Annotated in this window: 12 protein-coding genes, 1 tRNA gene and 1 pseudogene; 9 read left to right on the top strand and 5 right to left on the bottom strand. The window is 42.4% G+C overall.

Going from position 1 to position 15437, the window contains the following annotated elements; translation table 11 throughout:
* The first annotated feature begins 238 nt into the window (after positions 1-238).
* Positions 239-1189, top strand: coding sequence for a phosphate uptake regulator PhoU (locus tag ACC612_RS05275; protein ID WP_371853440.1), 951 nt, complete (start codon positions 239-241; stop codon positions 1187-1189).
* Between the two features lie 32 nt (positions 1190-1221).
* Here the strand turns inward: ACC612_RS05275 and ACC612_RS05270 are convergent, their stop codons facing one another.
* On the bottom strand, positions 1222-2379 hold the full coding sequence (locus ACC612_RS05270; protein WP_371853439.1) for an LL-diaminopimelate aminotransferase: 1158 nt from the start codon (positions 2377-2379) through the stop codon (positions 1222-1224).
* A gap of 281 nt (positions 2380-2660) precedes the next feature.
* On the opposite strand from ACC612_RS05270, the gene ACC612_RS05265 reads away from it, so the two are divergent.
* Positions 2661-4430, top strand: a complete 1770-nt coding sequence (locus ACC612_RS05265) for an ATP-binding protein (protein ID WP_371853438.1) — start codon at positions 2661-2663, stop codon at positions 4428-4430.
* A gap of 4 nt (positions 4431-4434) precedes the next feature.
* Here the strand turns inward: ACC612_RS05265 and budA are convergent, their stop codons facing one another.
* Positions 4435-5250, bottom strand: a complete 816-nt coding sequence (gene budA, locus ACC612_RS05260; RefSeq protein WP_371853437.1) for an acetolactate decarboxylase — start codon at positions 5248-5250, stop codon at positions 4435-4437.
* A gap of 102 nt (positions 5251-5352) precedes the next feature.
* Between budA and ACC612_RS05255 the strand changes: the two genes are divergently transcribed.
* The 5 genes from ACC612_RS05255 (at position 5353) to rpiA (ending at position 12220) form a co-directional block, all read left to right on the top strand.
* Positions 5353-7251 carry a PAS domain S-box protein gene (locus ACC612_RS05255; protein ID WP_371853436.1) on the top strand — a complete coding sequence of 633 codons (1899 nt, stop codon included), beginning with the start codon at positions 5353-5355 and terminating at the stop codon, positions 7249-7251.
* Between the two features lie 79 nt (positions 7252-7330).
* Entirely contained in the window at positions 7331-8809 is a 1479-nt protein-coding gene (gene argH, locus ACC612_RS05250) for an argininosuccinate lyase (protein ID WP_371853435.1), read from the top strand.
* Between the two features lie 27 nt (positions 8810-8836).
* Entirely contained in the window at positions 8837-10093 is a 1257-nt protein-coding gene (gatD, locus tag ACC612_RS05245; RefSeq protein ID WP_371853434.1) for a Glu-tRNA(Gln) amidotransferase subunit GatD, read from the top strand.
* 80 nt (positions 10094-10173) lie between these two features.
* A complete protein-coding gene (aspS, locus tag ACC612_RS05240; protein ID WP_371853433.1) occupies positions 10174-11502 on the top strand; it encodes an aspartate--tRNA(Asn) ligase in 1329 nt (442 codons plus the stop codon).
* A 13-nt stretch (positions 11503-11515) separates the two neighbouring features.
* A complete protein-coding gene (rpiA, locus tag ACC612_RS05235) occupies positions 11516-12220 on the top strand; it encodes a ribose 5-phosphate isomerase A (protein ID WP_371853432.1) in 705 nt (234 codons plus the stop codon).
* A gap of 5 nt (positions 12221-12225) precedes the next feature.
* On the opposite strand, the gene ACC612_RS05230 is transcribed toward rpiA, so the two are convergent.
* Genes ACC612_RS05230 through ACC612_RS05220 form a run of 3 tightly spaced genes read right to left on the bottom strand, consistent with a single transcriptional unit; the run spans position 12226 to position 14661 of the window.
* The gene (locus tag ACC612_RS05230; protein ID WP_371853431.1) at positions 12226-13434 is read right to left on the bottom strand and encodes a potassium channel family protein; all 1209 of its coding nucleotides are present in this window, start codon (positions 13432-13434) and stop codon (positions 12226-12228) included.
* A 58-nt stretch (positions 13435-13492) separates the two neighbouring features.
* Positions 13493-14050, bottom strand: coding sequence for a magnesium transporter (locus ACC612_RS05225; protein ID WP_371853430.1), 558 nt, complete (start codon positions 14048-14050; stop codon positions 13493-13495).
* Entirely contained in the window at positions 14047-14661 is a 615-nt protein-coding gene (locus ACC612_RS05220) for a magnesium transporter (RefSeq protein WP_371853429.1), read from the bottom strand. Before ACC612_RS05220 ends, ACC612_RS05225 begins: the two co-directional genes overlap by 4 nt.
* A 219-nt stretch (positions 14662-14880) precedes the next feature.
* Here ACC612_RS05220 and ACC612_RS05215 point away from each other — a divergent pair.
* Both ACC612_RS05215 and ACC612_RS05210 read left to right on the top strand, forming a co-directional pair.
* Positions 14881-14954: transfer RNA gene (locus ACC612_RS05215), tRNA-Val, on the top strand.
* Positions 14955-15194: 240 nt separating this feature from the next.
* Positions 15195-15425: pseudogene (locus tag ACC612_RS05210) on the top strand (reverse transcriptase-like protein); the annotation flags it as partial.
* Between the last annotated feature and the right edge of the window lie 12 nt (positions 15426-15437).

Below are 15437 nucleotides of genomic sequence, written 5' to 3'. Positions count from 1 at the left end.
CTTTTTGAAAGGTCATTTTGCTTTACTTGTAATTTTAGATATAACTTTTAGATAAGAATATAGATACACCCCTAATTCCTAATTAGGAAAAGTAACTATAGTTTAATATATAGTTGATTCACTACCTTTATGTATTCATAGGAAGTATATGTTGATAGATTAAATTACAGGGCGTGTTGTTATAGATTATGAACAAAGGAAAATACAGCTGACAGGCGGCTCCACATATATTGTCTCTTTGCCTATTAAATGGGTAAGGGACTGCGGCCTAGATGCAGGGGATGCCTTAACATTAATACCGCAAAGTGATTGTACTCTTTTGTTATCTGCTGACTCGAAGATCGAGAATAAAAAACATGAATCAGTGATCGAGATCACCCAGGAAGATTCGCCAGAGGATAATTTCAGAATACTTGTATCACATTATCTGGCTGGCTACGATCTGATCCGGCTTGTATCAAGCAAAGGTTTCCATGCACATGACCGTAAGTTCTTCAAAGATGTGACACGCCAACGCCTCATTGGTATCGAAGTAATTGAGGAATCACGTAACGAAATACTGTTGCAAAGCCTGATGAACTACCAGGAATTGCCACTGGAAAAGGCATTGCAGAACATGTTGCGTCTGATTAGTTCAATGCTTGAGGATGTAATGCTTGCCCTCAAGAACCACGATCTGGAACTTGCCCGAGACATAGTGAACAGAGATAATGAAGTGGATAGATTCTACCTTCTTACTGTAAGGCAATTAAAAGTGGCAGTTGAAGACCCAAAACTTGCAGAGAGGATAGGTATAGAAAGACCACGCCAGTGCCTGGGATACAGACTTGTTACCAAGATCATCGAACGCATAGGGGACCATGTGGAAAAAATTGCAAGGCAGACCATCCTTATGGACTCAGAAGTTCCTGAAAGAGATGAGGTCTTTGCCATGGGTGCTTTAGCGCAAAGAGTGTTTAAAGATTCCTTAAAAGCCCTTGAAGATAAAGATATTGGATATTCGAATAAAGTTGTTAATCTTGCGAGAAAATTCGAAGATTATACTATCATGCGCAATGAGCAAGAAGCACAACGCTGCAGATCAGAACAAATGGCATCCATAATCCATAGCCTCCAAAGGATATCTGAATATAGCGCCGATATTGCCGAAATGTCCATAAATATGGGAGTGGAAAGAAGAAGAGGATAATAAAGGCTCTGCAATTCCCTCTTCTTGCGGCATTACAGATTGAGCTTTTCCATTCTGGAAACAGCTTCATTGATCCTTTCAACAGACTGCGTAAGAGCGAATCTTATATAGCCCTCCCCATACTGCCCGAACCCTACTCCAGGAGTGGCAACTATTCCGGCCTTTTCGAGTAAAAGCTGTGAGAATCCCATTGAATCATAACCACTTGGAACAGGAGCCCACATATAGAAAGTCGCTTTGGGAGTTTTCATATCAAGACCTATGCCACGCAAACCTTTTAAGAGCACATCTCTTCTCTTTTCATATATGCGGTTCATATCGCTTACACATTGCTGGGAACCGGTAAGTGCGGTAATACCAGCCTTTTGGATGGCATCAAAAGCCCCAGAGTCAATGTTGGATTTAACCTTTCCAAGACCTTTAACGAGTTTCTCGTTACCAACCGCAAAAGCCAGACGCCATCCGGTCATGTTATATGTTTTTGAAAGGGAATAAAGTTCAATGCCAACATCCATGGCACCGTCCACGCTCAGGAAACTTGGTGCCTGATATCCATCGTACACCATTTCAGAATATGCGTTATCATGAACTACAATAATATTGTTTTCCTTTGCGAACTCTACTACCTCTTCGAAGAATGACCTGTCAGCAGTTGCTGATGTCGGATTGTTAGGATAATTGATGAACATCAGTTTTGCCCTTGCCAGCATATCTGGAGGGATAGCTTCAAGGTCAGGCAGGAAATCATTTTCTTCCAGAAGCGGCATTATGAAAGGTTCTCCACCTGCAAACTGAGTACCGATCTTGTATACCGGATAAGCCGGGTCAGGGCATAATACTACATCATTTGGATTAATGAAAGCCAAAGGAATATGAGCAACGCCTTCTTTAGAGCCTATAAGAGTAAGGGTCTGGCTTGCAGGATCGATATCAATATTCTTTGTTTCCTTGCACCATCTGGCTGCGGCTTTCCTGAAATCTAACATGCCAGTGTATGATGGATACCTGTGTGTGGATGGGTCCCTAACAGCCTGGCACATGGATTCCACTATATGAGAAGGTGTGGGCTGATCCGGATCACCGATGCCAAGGTCTATCACATCCACTCCTTTTGCCAGCATTCTGGCCTTGGATTCATCGATCGCTGCAAAGAGGTAAGGTGGTAGAGCATTGATTCTGTCTGCGTACATCTTTTCACCTGTGGAAGGTTCCTCAGAAGGACCTGCACCCTATAGTTTGCGCATGTTTAATAAATATGGCTATTGGTTGTCGAATGATAAATATCTGTGGAAATCCTTTTATACAAATATTATATTTAAATTAATATAATAAAATGCCATTAATTAACGATACCTGCGTCTTGGAGGAGTGCACTTCTAGCACCCGAGAGAGTGCTATAAGTAACCAATTTGCATTGTTGAAGATAATTAGTTTCTTCAACTCTAGCCTGCCGGTGCATTCTCTCACAAGTATGCTTGTAAGGTCGTTACCTGAAACAATGTTACCCCTTCAGGTGTACGGCATCATTGCAAAAATAGATGGGAAAATCTATGGAGCTCAGGACAACGGACAGTATCCATCCATATCTGTAGATATAGTAGTCCATGGAAGAATACGTGGATACATATCTGCCCTTTACAATAAAGACCGGCAAAATTCCGAACAATGGGCACAAGCACATGAGATATTAAACGTGGTTTGTGGCTTGCTTGGAAACATGATCGAAAAGAGAGAGCTTGAAAAAATATCTCTGGAAAACGCCAGACGCTATAGTGCTCTTTTTCATAATTGTCCTGTAGGGCTTTTCATAGACAAGAAAGGAATTATTGTCAACTGCAATCACAAGCTCACACAGATACTTAACACGCCTGAAAGCAAGATAGTAGGACTTCAGGTTACTGCTCTTATAGATAATGAAAAGCTAAGGAAAACATTGTCCTCCCCTAAGGCATCATTAACTCCTCTTGAAGCAGAGTTTGATATGGAGCTGAAAAAAAGACCTATAAAACTTCATTCTATATACTTGCCTGAACTGACAGCAGAGGGGGAACTGAAAGGTGGCCTAGGCATCATAGAGGACGTTACCAAGATAGAAGAAGCAGAACAAGCCCAACAGCAACAAAAGAAGCTCCTTTTCAACACTTTCAACGCAATAAATGATCTGATACTGGTACTTGACAGAGACCTTAGAATTGTGACAAGCAACTGGAAAGGTTATGAGTACTTATCTGAAGAAGAAAAACAAAAACATCCCCATCGTTATGAAATCCTTGGGCACAGTAATAATTCATCTGAAAGCTGTCATGTACTGGAATCCTTTGCAAGTGGCCTTCCTAAAGAAGCAATATGGAACAATCCTGCAGATGGTAGCATCAAAGAGATGAAAGCTTATCCGATATTTGATGACGAAGGAAAGGCGATAATGGTTGTGGAACATTTGCGGGATATAACCGGGATCAAACGCTCGGAAGAAAATCTAAGAAAAGCAAATGAGGAGCTTGCAAAAGCTTACGAAGAACTGAAATCCCTAGACAAACTCAAAAATGAATTACTTTCAAATCTGCAGCATGAGATCAATACACCTCTTACGAGTATAAAAGGATTCAGTGAACTTGTGTATGATGAAAATCTGGGACCTCTTAACCCTGATCAGAAAAAAGCCATGCATAGAGTTGTTGAAAAAACAAAGCAACTACAGATGGTACTGGATTCACTGCTTTTTGTCAGTACTGCAACTCATGGTGCTATCAAATACAATTTTGATAGATTGCCATTATCCAATATGATATATGTGTCTTTAGACATAGTAAATGAAAAACTTAAGTCTAAAGAACTAACATTGGAAACAAATCTACCTTCAGAGCTTCCAGAAATAGTGGGTGATGCTGAATATTTGCCACGCGTTTTTGTCCATATTTTGGATAATGCAATAAAGTTTACTAATAATGGCGGAACGGTCACAATATCGGCATTGATGGAAAATGACTTTGTACATTTGACCATCACAGATACAGGTATTGGAATGTCAAAAGAGGATCTGAAAAAGGTATTCCAGATGTTTGTCCAGTTAGATGGATCATCTACACGCAATTACGGGGGTAATGGATTGGGACTCTTTATGTGTAAGATCATAATCGAAGAACATAAAGGGAAGATCTGGATCGATAGCGAGGAAGGCAAGGGGACAACAGTGAACATATTGCTTCCAAAATGTGCCAATCCATCCAGAATAAATAAGTAAATATTCAATTTTTTCCTTTTTCGACTTGTGTAAGTTCTTGTGTTCTTTCTTCACTGAAGTTACCGCTTAAGAATTCCTCTGTTGCAGGAAGCTGCATGAAGAAATCGTCTGAAATATCGATACTGACATTTCCTGATCTTATAGTACATTCCAGAATATGTCCCCCGGCACTACCATCAGCTGTGAGGAAATGAAGGTGATACCCTGGAACATTTACTTTTTCAACATAATCCGGAAGCCAGAAACCTACGATCGTTCCTGAGACATTTTCAAATTCAAAAGTAGTCTGGTTCTTAGTGACATCTGCAAGTCTTGGATATGGCTTTTTCTGAGCAGGAACACTACGGGTCTTCATGTAACTAAAATTGCCTTCTATTTTTATGGTATACATAAGGTTCCTGCTAGGCATCAGAGTTTCCATATATGCATTAAGTTGTGTATTGTTCATTTCCTGTTCTAATGCCTTGTTGATATCGCTTTCAAACATTGTGACAGCGGCAAAAGGCGTTTTTATAGAATCATTTACCCTGTATGCCACTCCATCAGCCTTGACCTGATAGACAATACCATCAAGTACTACCATTTCTCCGTCAAGCCCATTGAAAGTTCCAAGTCCCAAGTCCCCATGTTCTCTTAAATCACTTACAGTTACATCACCTTCATACATACCTTCAAGCAATGCGCCAATAGTCGATGTCTGGTATATCACATCAGTAGAGAGGTTTTCCGTTCCAGATTCTTTTTTGACGTCAACACATCCTGAAAAAGATACAGATATGAAAAGTAAGCAACAGATCAATAGAATAAATGTTTCTTTCATAAAAATCACCTTATAACCTATATTTTATTTTTCTTTAAATAGTATTATTATTCCCCTTCATGACTAAAAAGATATTTAAAACATAAAAAGCCACAAAATCATGTGGATAATATTTGCACGCGTATTCTTGCAAGCGCCTGGAGAGGAGTCTGGGCGGTTGACCGTGATAATAGGTTCATTTTTTTCAATAAAGGTATGGAAGATATTTCCGGCCTAAAAGCAGATGATCTGATGGGCAAGGACCTGATGTTATTGCTACCCGATCAGAAGATCATGAATGAAGTGCATTTCCGGGAATTATTCCATAAGGCTAAGGAGACTCTGACACAAGTTCACTATTCATTATTGCCTATTATCACAACTGCGGGAGAACTGAAAGAACAAAGTGGACAACTATTACCCCTACTTGATGAGAAAGGATCTTATGCCGGAATGGTTGCCACTGTGGAACGTCTGAGTACAACGAAAATAGGTACAACATCTGGAGACCATGAATCAGCAGAAAACAAACTGGATGTGATATACAGGAATAGTCCTGTTGTTGCTTTTCTCTGGAAACCCCTTGCGGGCTGGCCAGTGGTCTTCGTATCGGAAAATATATCCAGGTTTGGCTACCAGGCTGAGGAGTTTACATCTGGAAAATTACTATATAGTGATATTGTATATCCTGAAGATCTTAGCGGTCTTAATGCCGACGTGTCAGATTTTGAACAAGAGAGACAAATTTATTTTACGAAAGAATATCGCATTGTTACGAGCTTGGGAGAAATAAGGTGGGTCACTGAAAGGTCCATGCTGGCAAGGGATGAAAAGGGAGGACCGAGCTATTACCAGGGAATAATCATTGATATCACACACATAAAAGAGGTGGAGAGCGCTCTTAAAGAATCTGAAAAAAAGTACAGGATGATATTTGAAAATTCTCCCCTGGGCATCTTTGATTTTGATAAAGATGGCATAGTTACGCACTGTAACGACAAGATAGCAGAGATACTGGGCATACCTAAAGAACGGATAATAGGTTTTAACATGAACAGATCTCTGAAAGATGAAAAGATGAAAACTGCTTTCAGAGAGGTACTTTCCTTGCGCTTGGGCCATTTTGAGGGAGAATACACAGCAGAAGGAAATGGCAAGAAAGCTTTCATAAAAGTGGATTACAGCCCAAATGTATCTGACGACGGTACCTTGCTTGGTGGAGTAGGTATTGTTGAGGATATCGGTGAACGCAAAATCGCCGAAGAGAAGTTGAGGAAATATACCGCTGAACTTAGTAAGGCGAACAAAGAATTAGAGTCACTGGACAGGATGAAGAACGAATTGCTGTCAAACGTTAGCCATGAACTAAGAACACCTCTTACTTCCATCAAAGGATATAGTGACCTTCTTATGGAAGACACACTCGGAGAAATGAACTATCAGCAGCTTAAAGTAGTTAACACAATTATCCGCAATACAGAAAGGCTTAGAAGACTTATTGATTCCCTATTGTACGTAAGCATGGCAGAGGCTGAGACTATAAAGTATGATTTTAGCAAAACAGATACCAATGAGCTCATTGATAACGCTGTAACAGATATGGCAATGCCTATCGCTGAGAAGAATATAGAAGTCCTTCGCCATGTACAGGAAGATTTACCTCAAATAGAAGGGGATGCAGAAAAAATCACAGACATGCTAACTAACATTCTGGACAATGCTATTAAGTTCACGCCTCTTGGTGGTAAGATAAGTATCTTTGCCGCAAAGGAAGAAGAAAAGATCCACATCAGCATTCAGGATAACGGAATAGGCATACCTCCAGAACTGTTACCAAATCTATTCCAGAAATTCTACCAGATTGATCCCTCAATAAGGCGCAAATACGGAGGTACGGGCCTTGGATTGTTCATCTGTAAAAAAATAGTGGATGCACATAAAGGAAAAATATGGATAGAAAGTGAGCAAAGGAAAGGCACTACTGTGCATATCCTGCTTCCTATTCTGCAAGGTGATATATAATTAATACCGATTCTTTTTTAAGTGTACAGACCGTAACCACGCTACAACCTGATTCTCAATGAAATAAAAGAGGTAACAGATGAGTAATATTCTGCGCAGAGGGCGTTTGGCCAGCACGCCCGATGAGGACATAATGGAGTTCACTTCTTCAATGAAGTCGGACAAGTGGATATTCGATGCAGACATAATGGTGGACTTTGCCCACACCATCATGTTAAAGGAACAGGGAATAATAAAGGAACAGGATTGTTCCAGTATCCTCAATGGACTATTACACATCAGGGAAGAAGGCATCGAGAAACTGGATCATACTTACGAAGACATTCATATTTCGTTGGAATCAAGACTTATCGATATGGTTGGCGAGGATGTGGGAGGCAGGATGCACTCAGGAAGATCCCGCAATGACGAGGTTGCAACATGCATTCGTTTAACCCTGCGCGAAGAGATGCTTGCGCTCATGGAGGAATTACAACTTCTACGCCGTACCTTAGGTTCACTTGCAGCCAAAAATATTGAGACGTTAATGCCTGGTTTTACACATCTGCAGCATGCACAGCCCACTACACTGGCTCACCATCTTATCGCCCATATGGATGCTTTGGGCAGGGATGTGGAACGTCTTAAGAGTGCATATTCACGAGTTAACCTCTGCCCTCTGGGAGCTGCTGCATTTGCTTCCACAGGCTTCAACATCAACAGGGAACGCACCCAGCAACTGCTGGGTTTTGGCGGCCTTGTGGAGAATTCCATGGATGCTGTCAGCAGCAGGGATTTTCTAATAGAAAGTACCGCTGTGCTCACAAATCTCATCATAAACTTAAGTAAAATGGCAGAAGAGCTTGTGATCTGGTCTACCTCAGAATTCGCTTTCATAGAGCTGGATGACCGCTATGCATCCACATCATCCATAATGCCACAGAAAAAGAATCCCGACACTGCAGAACTGCTGAGAGGAAAAAGCGGTGTGGTGGTTGGGTCACTGATGGCTCTTGTTACCACATGCAAAGCCCTTCCTTTGAGCTACAACCGTGACCTGCAGGAAGCAACACCTAACATGTGGAAAGCTCTGGAAACTACCAGAAGCTCGGTACGTATGATGGAGGGTATGGTAAGGACTATGAAAGTCAACAACGAAGTCATGGCTTCAAAGTCCGTGATGGGATTTACCACCGCTACCGAGCTTGCAGATACGCTGGTGAGAGTGACAGGAATACCCTTCAGGACAGCTCATCAAGTCGTAGGCGTACTTGCAAGAGGAGAAGGAGAAATCCATCTGCAACAGATAGATGCTGTGACAGACAAGGTCCTGGGGATAAAACTCAGTACCAAGGGACTTACAGAAGAGATGGTATGTGAAGCCCTTGATCCTATTTCAAATATAAAGAAAAGAAAGGTCATCGGTGGCCCTGCATTTGAAGAAATGGAAAAGGCCATCATCAGAAGAAAAGAAACTATGAAGCAGACAGAAGAAGAGATAACTACATTGAAAAACGCTTCTGAAGCTTCCTTAAATACGCTCGTAGAACTTGTGAAACAAAATATTACCAAAGCGTGATCAATGTAATCAGCAGATGTGATCTTCATGGAATTCCAACAGGGTGACAAGATAAGGATAGAAAAGGACGGTGTAGGATACGAGGGCATAGTGATGCCGAGCACTACACATCATATTGTCCTCAAGATGTCAAATGGTTATAATGCAGGTATCTCTCCTGATAACACAAAGATAACCTTGCTTCAGAAAGCTGCAAAGACTCAGGAGATTGGCTCTGCCAGCACCTCTGAGGCAAAAAAGACAACTAAGGGAAAATTGCCAAAGGTTTCCATTCTTTCTACCGGCGGTACTATTGCAAGCAAGATAGATTACAGAACAGGTGCAGTTACTGCGAGGTTCTCTGCGGATGATATCTTAAAAGCCATCCCAGAGCTTACAGAAATTGCTGATTTCTCCGGAAGGGCGATATATAATATCCTTTCCGAGAACATGAGGACGGAATACTGGGAAGAGCTTGCCAGAGCTGTGGTGGAAGAGATAAAAGGCGGCGCAGATGGGATTATCATCGCACATGGTACGGACACTATGATGTATACGGCTGCTGCACTTTCTTTTATGGTCCAGACACCAGTTCCCATTGTGTTTGTGGGCTCCCAGCGCAGTGCCGACAGGCCAAGCAGCGACAACGCGATGAATGCAATATGTGCAGCTAAGGTAGCTGTTAGTGACATCTCGGAAGTGTGTGTGGTTATGCATGGCAGTGAATCCGATGATATCTGTGATATACATCGAGCCACCAAAGTAAGGAAAATGCATACATCAAGAAGAGATGCATTCAGGTCAATTAATTCAGAACCTATAGGTTTTGTGGACTATCATACCGGCGAGATACACACTCATCTGGACTATAATAAGAGAAACTCGCATGAACTCGAACTTCGAGGAAGTTTTGAGCCTAAATGTGCACTGGTAAAGTTTACACCAGGAGCAAATCCCGACATAATATCATATTATCTTGATGCAGGATACAAAGGCATTGTAATAGAGGGTACTGGACTAGGACATGTATCCTCCGAATGGGTACCTATGATAGAGCGTGCAACTTCTATGAAAGTGCCAGTTATAATAACCTCTCAATGCCTGCACGGGCGTGTGTGTGACCGTGTGTATGATACCGGCAGGGATATACTAAAAGCAGGAGCTATTGAAGGAGAGGACATGCTGCCTGAAGTTGCTCTTGTAAAGCTCATGTGGGTGCTGAGCCAGTCTTCTGATCTCAAAACAGTGGAAAAAATGATGATTGAAAACGTTTCATTTGAGATCAATGAAAAAAGTCTTGAATAAATATTGTTTATATAAAAGTAATTGCTTTTATAATGCAAAGATCGTACTTATGTAAAAATTACTACTAATAAGGTGAATATATGTCATTGAACTTAAGGACACATTATACGTCCCAGATAGATCCTGCAGCTATGAATGGTTCAGAAGTGACTTTAGCTGGCTGGGTGTACGAAGTAAGAGACCTTGGAGGCATTTGTTTTGTCGTACTGCGTGACAGAGAAGGCCGTGCACAGGTAACCCTTGTCAAAAAGAAGACTGACGCCGAACTTCTTGAAACTGCCAGAAAGCTTGTAAGGGAATCTGTGATCACTGTCACTGCTACCGTGAAAGCTGAAGCAAAAGCCCCCGGAGGATATGAGCTCATCCCTAAAGAGATTAAGTTGTTAAATGAAGCTGAGTCTCCTCTGCCCATGGATACTACAGGAAAAGTTGAGGCCGAGCTGGACACTCGCCTGGATTCCCGGTTCATGGACCTGAGAAGAGACAGGACCACAGCTATCTTTAAAATACGCCATGAAACTCTTCAGGCAGTCAGAAAATATCTTAGTGACAATGGATTTGTCGATGTTACAAGCCCAAAGGTAGTAGCTACTGCAACTGAAGGTGGAACATCCCTATTCCCAATAACATACTTTGACAGAGAAGCTTTCCTTAACCAGAGCCCTCAGCTTTTCAAGCAGATCCTTATGTCAGGAGGACTTGACAGGGTCTTTGAGATAGGCCCCATATTCAGAGCAGAGGAACACGATACCAGAAAACACCTCAATGAGGCAACTTCTATTGATATAGAAGCAAGTTTCTGCGACCACTTCGATGTTATGGCAATCCTTGAGAACATGATCGCTTATGTTTATGCTCACGTGAAGGAAAATGCTGCAAAGTCACTTGAAGTGCTTGGCATAGATCTGCAGGTCCCGGCAGTGCCATTCCCGAAGCTCACCTACGATGAAGTACTGGAAATAGTAAATACTCATGGTGAAGAGACACTCAAATGGGGAGATGACCTCAGCACCCTTTCTGAACATACTATTGGTGCCCATGTATTCAAAGAAATGGGAGTTTCTCACTATTTCATCATTGACTGGCCTACAGAGATTAAACCATTCTATGCAATGCCATACGAGGACAGGCCACAGTTCAGCAAGTCATTTGATATGATGCACAGGACAATGGAACTATCATCCGGTGCACAGCGTATACACATTCATGATATGCTAAAGAACAGGATCGAATCCCAGGGACTCAATCCCGAAGGATTCGATTTCTATCTGAAAGCTTTCAGATATGGAATGCCTCCGCATGCCGGATGGGGTGTCGGATGCGAACGTCTGGTAATGACAATGCTGGGAGTTGAGAACATACGTGATGTAGTATTGTTCCCAAGAGACAGACGAAGACTATCCCCATAAGGTAAGTGAGAACATGCAGGAAAGGAACGCTACATCTGGTAGCACAGGAAAGCAGGCAGCTGGAGAAGCTGCTGCTTGTTTAGTAGATGATGGAACTGTGGTAGGACTCGGTACTGGCTCTACTACGGCTTATGCAATTAAAGCAATAGGCAGAAGGGTAGCAGATGGTCTGGACGTGTTGGCTGTTGTCACATCCTATCAGTCTGAAATGCTGGCTATTGAAGCAGGCATACCCCTTACAACGTTGGCTGAATATCCTGATCTTGACATTGCGATAGATGGCGCTGATCAGGTAGATGCTGATCTGAATGTGATCAAAGGTGGGGGAGCTGCACATACCAGGGAGAAGGTTGTTGCATATTCTGCGGATCAATTCGTGGTTGTGGTCGATGAGTCGAAAATGAAGGAACAACTTGACCATTTCGTACCAATAGAAGTGCTACCTTATGCAAAGGAACTGGTCATGAGATACGTACGGGAACTTGAAGGAGAACCACAGCTTCGCCTTGCATCACGGAAGGATGGGCCTGTAATCACTGATAATGGGAACTTCGTGATAGATGCATCTTTTGGAACCATAGATAACGTGGAAGCTCTCTCTATTGCCTTATCTATGTGCCCTGGAGTTGTTGAACACGGAATCTTCAATGACGTTGCAGATATGGTGTTCGTCGGGAATAAGGATGGTTCTGTAAAAAGAATAGATACCCTTAGATAAGGGTATCATTTATTTCCTTCACCCAAAGGGCAGGCACACATTTCTATTAGCGCTTCTTCTCCTGTGTGTGACCCACGGGCTATAAGAACGTCCCCCACCTGTATCTGAGTGTTCTTTTTAGGGCTGTAGATCCATTTGTCGCCTCTTTTTACAGCCATTACATAGACCCCGGTCTCGGTTTCAAGCTTAAGCTGCCCGAATGTCTTTCCAACTATCGGAGAGCAGCTAGCCACAGTAAGACGGGTTATGACCTCATCAGATTGACGTACTGCAATGGTTACAATTGGATGCAGCTCAATATCACGCAGCACAATATCTGCAATTGCATATGCTGCATCTGAAATGGATTCGGAGGCATTTGCAAGGTGCAAGAGTCCTCGCAGCTGATTTACATCAGAAACATGCTTGGCAGTTTCCAGGACCCAGTGCTGCAATTCATGCTTCATGCAGTCCATTTTATACTCGATGGCCTTTACTTCCTCAGCGATGTCCTCATTATCAAAAAGCAGTGCGGAATATGCAAGACCTACTGACATTTCAGCCATATCTTTCATATCCACAATTATGTCCACAGCTTTTTCGAGGTCATGCAACACTTTTTCATGCTTTACTTCTTTTGCAATGTACTTTTCATTTGCTACAAGTTCTACGAAAAGAGGAACACCTTCGTCATGCCCTCTTGCAAAGAGCACATCGTCAGCCCTGATCTTTGTTTCATGGTCGGGATTATAGATCCAGTCATTCTGCCTGCGAATAGCAATGACCCACATACCTGTCTCGGTGTCCATTTCCACGTCGCCAAGAGCATGGCCTGCTATTTTGGAGTCTGGATGAACAGTAGCCCTGATTATGGTCTCAGCAGCTTCCCTCAGAGCAAGCTTCAGCTCCATAGGTATACCCATTTCCATAAGTACGATCTTTGCAATATCTCCTGCAGCATCGGCAATTCCTTCTGAGGCTTGTGCAACCTGCAGGACACCTGACATCTCTGCGGCTTCTTCCACACGCCTGGTGCTCAGGAGGGCAGATATTTTCATGTGATAATAAAGAGTGTCCATTTTATCTTCAAGGCGCACTACCTCTTCAGCAATGTCCACATTGTCATAGATCATTGCAGAATATGCCAGATCTACCATAAGTTCAGAGGTGTCTTTCATCTCAATGAGCATGTCCTTGAGGTTTCTTGGAGTATATCGTATCTCTTTTGGACTCATAATGTCTTATCAGCTCGGGTTAACTTTCAATGTGAAGATATGTTTTCTTGATTAATAACTATAGCATGTTCATCATGCGCAGAGTTACAAAGATACCTGCAACACCAACAAGGTCTCCCAGTGTTGCAATAATAGGGATCACTGTGTCATCGGGGTCCAGTCCGAATCGGTGGGACATAAAGGAAATGAACACAGTGGTAGAGAATACTGATATAAGTTCAATACTCCCTGCCATCATACAGATCTGGAAAAGTATGAAAAAACCAATTCCGATTCCTAACAAGTGACCAGTGATCCAGATCAGGATACTCAACACGGCACTTGCACTTAATCCCACTATCAGCGCTGCCAGTACGCTATTCCTGACAACCGGATCTTTTGTGATATGTCCTCCAAAACCCATGTGCAGGGCAGAGGAAATCCTGGCTCCCAGCATACTTCCGGTATCGCCTCCTATCTTGATAAGAGAAGGAATTAGTAGCAGAATAATAGGCATAGATACAAGCTGGTCAAGCCGGTAATTCAGGATCTGCCCGGTGATCAGACCAACAAGGGAAGTTGTCACCAGAATAGGAAAACCTCGTGCAACAATTCCCTTTACTGTATAATAGGTCATAGGAAAAGCACCACCTTGGCGGCCAAGAAAAGCATAAGCATGGAAACTATATCCCCGATGGTAGCAATGGCGGGGGTAACGACATTATCCGGATCAAAACCAAACCTGAACATTCCAAGAGCAAGGAAAACAGCCACTACTACGAGTATGAGCCCTGATGATACCCCTGCCAGCACAGCTATGAACATGAGTTTCAGCGCACCGGCACTTTCAAGGCCAAAAGCAATTGTCACGAAGTGACCCATTAGCCCAAGAATTGCTGAAATGACAAAACTCAATAACAATGAGCCGCCAATGTTATTGGTAAGCTCAGGATTGTTCTCTATCTTCGTGATAAGACCCATGTGTATCGCACTGCCAAGGCGTGAACCTAGTGTACAGGAAATATTGCCGCGCATGCCAAGCACTGCGGGCGCGATAACTATCAAGCCGGGGATCAGTTGCAGTTCTTTAGTCATACCGGAGAAAATGATACCTGCAATGACTCCTCCCATTGTTGCTATGATCTCAAATGGAAGGGCCTCACGTACTATGGATCGGACACTTCCGTAATCTCCAATGTACTCCTCTACTACCTCTATTTCCTTTTCTTCACTTGCATCACGAGGCATTACCAAGCTATATTACTTCGTTATTATTTAAATACTGGCTCTGTGCAGCATCTGTGTTAAAAGTATTAATGATAACGAAAATATAGATAGACCATCCTCAATGCGACAATGGCATGGCTGAATTTCCTCTTCCACCAAAAAGGGTTAAATACAACTAGTTACATTAAGGGGTTGCTCGAAGACGAAACCGTCAACGAATAATCTACTTGAAAACTTTATGGGCCCGTGGTCTAGCCGGTTATGACATCGCCTTTACACGGCGGGGATCCTGAGTTCGAATCTCAGCGGGCCCATCTTTAAATTCTGATTCTATAGATATTGATTCTAGTAAGAGCTTGAGCTGTTATTCAAAGGATTCTACTCTTGCTTCGAGTGGTTTGCTGTTTGGCGGTTGTGCAACCCTAAGCTTTGCCAGCCCAATCAAAGGAGATAAAATCATTAATGTAATGCAATTCGATGGCGGCGCGGTCCCTAATCCAGGTGCACGCGATAGAAGCCATAATCATTGAAAATGGTATAGTCATCAGGCCGAATATTCAGCGCTTATCGAAGGACTAAAGCAAGCAATTGACCTTATATGGACAGATATAGTCGTTCAAGGTGATAGCCAATTGGTGGTGAATCAGGTTGCAGGTTCATGGAAAATGAATAAACCTAAGTTTGACAGTTTTCACTCCTTGATGAAGATATTGGCTTCTTTTTTAGCCAATATTTTCTTTTTTTGTCAGGAAAACCAATTTGACAGTTCTAATAATTTCATGTAAGATTCTACGATA

The organism is Methanomethylovorans sp. (assembly GCF_041447285.1).
Classification (GTDB): Archaea; Halobacteriota; Methanosarcinia; order Methanosarcinales; family Methanosarcinaceae; genus Methanomethylovorans.
The sequence above is the reverse complement of the archived record's forward strand: the minus strand, read 5'-3'. Positions and strand labels throughout refer to the sequence as shown.

Excerpts from the sequence above, each read along its gene's own strand:
- ACC612_RS05270 (WP_371853439.1), bottom strand. The coding sequence starts at position 2,379 with ATGTACGCAGACAGAATCAATGCTCTACCACCTTACCTCTTTGCAGCG.
- ACC612_RS05265 (WP_371853438.1), top strand. The coding sequence starts at position 2,661 with ATGCTTGTAAGGTCGTTACCTGAAACAATGTTACCCCTTCAGGTGTAC.
- budA (WP_371853437.1), bottom strand. The coding sequence starts at position 5,250 with ATGAAAGAAACATTTATTCTATTGATCTGTTGCTTACTTTTCATATCT.
- argH (WP_371853435.1), top strand. The coding sequence starts at position 7,331 with ATGAGTAATATTCTGCGCAGAGGGCGTTTGGCCAGCACGCCCGATGAG.
- gatD (WP_371853434.1), top strand. The coding sequence starts at position 8,837 with ATGGAATTCCAACAGGGTGACAAGATAAGGATAGAAAAGGACGGTGTA.
- aspS (WP_371853433.1), top strand. The coding sequence starts at position 10,174 with ATGTCATTGAACTTAAGGACACATTATACGTCCCAGATAGATCCTGCA.
- rpiA (WP_371853432.1), top strand. The coding sequence starts at position 11,516 with ATGCAGGAAAGGAACGCTACATCTGGTAGCACAGGAAAGCAGGCAGCT.
- ACC612_RS05230 (WP_371853431.1), bottom strand. The coding sequence starts at position 13,434 with ATGAGTCCAAAAGAGATACGATATACTCCAAGAAACCTCAAGGACATG.
- ACC612_RS05225 (WP_371853430.1), bottom strand. The coding sequence starts at position 14,050 with ATGACCTATTATACAGTAAAGGGAATTGTTGCACGAGGTTTTCCTATT.
- ACC612_RS05220 (WP_371853429.1), bottom strand. The coding sequence starts at position 14,661 with ATGCCTCGTGATGCAAGTGAAGAAAAGGAAATAGAGGTAGTAGAGGAG.